Raw genomic sequence first — 3,245 nt, 5'->3', positions numbered from 1 at the left:
GGCTCTGTTGCAAAGATTGGCGGCAGTCAGAGGTAGGCTGTCGCTCTGCGCCGATCAGGCGGCTGCTGCGAAATGGTGGTTGAGCATGCCCATGGCCTCCGTCAGCGCCGAGGGCCCAATGCCAAAAGCTCTCTCCACAAGGCGCACCTCGCCCCTGATGCCGGGCTGCAGGCACCAGGGGCGAGCCTGTCCTTTGCGCAGGGCTCGCATGACTTCGAATCCCTTGATCGTGGCATAGGCCGTGGGGATCGATTTGAAACCGCGCACCGGCTTGATCAGTATCTTGAGCTTTCCGTGATCGGCCTCGATCACGTTATTGAGATACTTCACCTGCCGGTGGGCCGTCTCCCGGTCCAGCTTTCCTTCGCGCTTCAATTCGGTGATCGCTGCACCATAGCTCGGCGCTTTGTCGGTATTGAGCGTGGCAGGCTTTTCCCAGTGCTTCAGGCCTCGCAGGGCCTTGCCCAGGAACCGCTTCGCTGCCTTGGCGCTGCGGGTCGGCGACAGGTAGAAATCGATCGTGTCGTCCCGCTTGTCGACTGCCCGGTACAGGTAGGTCCACTTGCCCCGCACCTTGACGTAGGTTTCATCCAGGCGCCAGCTCGGATCAAAGCCACGCCGCCAGAACCAGCGCAGCCGCTTCTCCATCTCCGGGGCGTAGCACTGGACCCAGCGATAGATCGTCGTATGGTCGACCGAAATGCCGCGTTCCGCCAGCATTTCCTCAAGGTCGCGATAGCTGATCGGATAGCGACAATACCAGCGCACCGCCCACAGGATCACATCACCCTGGAAATGGCGCCACTTGAAATCCGTCATCGTTCCGTCCGTCCAATCTCCGCCAAGCATGCTCAAGCTTCACGATTTTTGCAACAGAGCCCACACGAGTATTGAGCATAGTCGAGATTGGTGCAGATCACTTCTGATATTGAACTGTCAGGAGCTGGCTGCACAACAGCCATTACGCCCAATCAACTGGTGCAGTCGTCTTCTGAAAATGACATTTGGTATCTCTCATAAACGGATGTTTTTGAGAGAACTATCTTCGGCCTTCACACGCACGAAAGGCGGCGAAGCTCCGCCGTTAATCCGTCCGCCGGAGATCTCGCCCAGGCAGGCTGAAGGCCGAGCAAGCCTGACAGGCCCGAAAAGCCCGGCACGGGCGTCGGCGGCGATGACGGCGGCGGCATTATCCAGGGTTGATGATGGAAGTGGAGGATATCGACAACCTCTCGCGCAACCAAGACATCGCGGTCGGACTGCAAGTGATCTTGAAGCCACGGGCCCGTCCCACCCCGACATGGACCTCGATGCCCGAACGGACGTTAGATTTCGAGTTCTAGGCGTTCTGCGATGAAGGTTGGATCCCAGCCGGGATTGAAAGTGTCGACGTGGGTGAATCCGAGCCGCTCGTATAGGCCACGCAGGTTCGGGTGGCAGTCGAGCCGCAGCTTGGCGCACCCCTGCGTTCGCGCGGCATGGCGGCAAGCCTCGATCAGCGCGGAGCTGACACCCCGGCCCGCATGTGTCCGTCGCACCGCGAGCTTGTGCAGATATGCGGCCTCCCCCTTGAGGGCGTCGGGCCAGAACTCGGGATCCTCGGCCGACAAGGTGCAACAGCCGACGATGCCGTCGCTGCAACTCGCGACTAGGAGCTCGGATCTCAGGACGAAGGTCTCCGCGAATGTCCGGTCGATCCGCGCGACGTCCCAGGCGGGCGTTCCCTTGGCGGACATCCACGCCGCAGCGTCGTGCATCAGCCGCACAACCTCGTCGATATCACCCGAGCAGGCGACCCGAACGTTCGGAGGCTCCTCGCTGTCCATTCGCTCCCCTGGCGCGGTATGAACCGCCGCCTCATAGTGCAGTTTGATCCTGACGAGCCCAGCATGTCTGCGCCCACCTTCGCGGAACCTGACCAGGGTCCGCTAGCGGGCGGCCGGAAGGTGAATGCTAGGCATGATCTAACCCTCGGTCTCTGGCGTCGCGACTGCGAAATTTCGCGAGGGTTTCCGAGAAGGTGATTGCGCTTCGCAGATCTCCAGGCGCGTGGGTGCGGACGTAGTCAGCGCCATTGCCGATCGCGTGAAGTTCCGCCGCAAGGCTCGCTGGACCCAGATCCTTTACAGGAAGGCCAACGGTGGCGCCCAAGAAGGATTTCCGCGACACCGAGACCAATAGCGGAAGCCCCAACGCCGACTTCAGCTTTTGAAGGTTCGACAGCACGTGCAGCGATGTTTCCGGTGCGGGGCTCAAGAAAAATCCCATCCCCGGATCGAGGATGAGCCGGTCGGCAGCGACCCCGCTCCGTCGCAAGGCGGAAACCCGCGCCTCGAAGAACCGCACAATCTCGTCGAGCGCGTCTTCGGGTCGAAGGTGACCGGTGCGGGTGGCGATGCCATCCCGCTGCGCTGAGTGCATAACCACCAGCCTGCAGTCCGCCTCAGCAATATCGGGATAGAGCGCAGGGTCAGGAAATCCTTGGATATCGTTCAGGTAGCCCACGCCGCGCTTGAGCGCATAGCGCTGGGTTTCCGGTTGGAAGCTGTCGATTGAAACACGGTGCATCTGATCGGACAGGGCGTCTAAGAGCGGCGCAATACGTCTGATCTCATCGGCCGGCGATACAGGCCTCGCGTCCGGATGGCTGGCGGCCGGTCCGACATCCACGACGTCTGATCCGACTCGCAGCATTTCGATCGCCGCGGTGACAGCGCCGGCGGGGTCTAGCCGCCGGCTCTCATCGAAGAAGGAGTCCTCGGTGAGATTCAGAATGCCGAACACCGTCACCATGGCGTCGGCCTCCGCAGCGACTTCCACGATGGGGATCGGGCGAGCAAAAAGGCAGCAATTATGAGCCCCATACCTACAAAGCCCCACGCATCAAGCTTTTGCCCATGAAGCAACCAGGCAATGGCTGTAATTATGACGACGCCGAGTCCCGACCAGACTGCATAAGCAACACCGACAGGGATGGATTTCAGAACCAGAGAAAGAAAATAAAATGCGATGCCATAACCGATTATGACAACGGCGGAAGGGGCAAGCTTAGTAAAGCCCTCGCTAGATTTTAATGCGGATGTTGCGATTACTTCGCCAACTATTGCGATAACAAGAAAAAGCCAGCCTTTCATGATATATCTCCCAATTTGTGTAGGGCTTATTATGCACGCTTAAAAATAATAAAAGCAGACTTGACCTGATAGTTTGGCTGTGAGCAATTATGTGCTTAGTGCATCTAACGC

The 3,245-nt window shown here is 59.3% G+C and carries 4 protein-coding genes; all 4 read right to left on the bottom strand.

Annotated elements, in window-relative coordinates; translation table 11 throughout:
- Positions 1-54 precede the first annotated feature (54 nt).
- The 4 genes from MN199_RS14700 to MN199_RS14680 all read right to left on the bottom strand — a co-directional run bounded on the left by MN199_RS14700 (position 55) and on the right by MN199_RS14680 (position 3,134).
- The gene (locus MN199_RS14700; RefSeq protein ID WP_335739913.1) at positions 55-819 is read right to left on the bottom strand and encodes an IS6-like element IS6100 family transposase; all 765 of its coding nucleotides are present in this window, start codon (positions 817-819) and stop codon (positions 55-57) included.
- A 506-nt stretch (positions 820-1,325) separates the two neighbouring features.
- On the bottom strand, positions 1,326-1,826 hold the full coding sequence (locus tag MN199_RS14690; protein WP_000376623.1) for a GNAT family N-acetyltransferase: 501 nt from the start codon (positions 1,824-1,826) through the stop codon (positions 1,326-1,328).
- 127 nt (positions 1,827-1,953) lie between these two features.
- Positions 1,954-2,793 carry a sulfonamide-resistant dihydropteroate synthase Sul1 gene (sul1, locus tag MN199_RS14685; RefSeq protein ID WP_000259031.1) on the bottom strand — a complete coding sequence of 280 codons (840 nt, stop codon included), beginning with the start codon at positions 2,791-2,793 and terminating at the stop codon, positions 1,954-1,956.
- Positions 2,787-3,134, bottom strand: coding sequence for a quaternary ammonium compound efflux SMR transporter QacE delta 1 (locus tag MN199_RS14680; RefSeq protein ID WP_000679427.1), 348 nt, complete (start codon positions 3,132-3,134; stop codon positions 2,787-2,789). Before MN199_RS14680 ends, sul1 begins: the two co-directional genes overlap by 7 nt.
- Positions 3,135-3,245: the final 111 nt, after the last annotated feature.

This window comes from Rheinheimera metallidurans, from assembly GCF_036983985.1.
Taxonomy (GTDB): Bacteria; Pseudomonadota; Gammaproteobacteria; order Enterobacterales; family Alteromonadaceae; genus Alishewanella; species Alishewanella metallidurans.
Note: the sequence above shows the minus strand (reverse complement) of the source record. Positions and strands in the feature narration are given on the sequence as shown.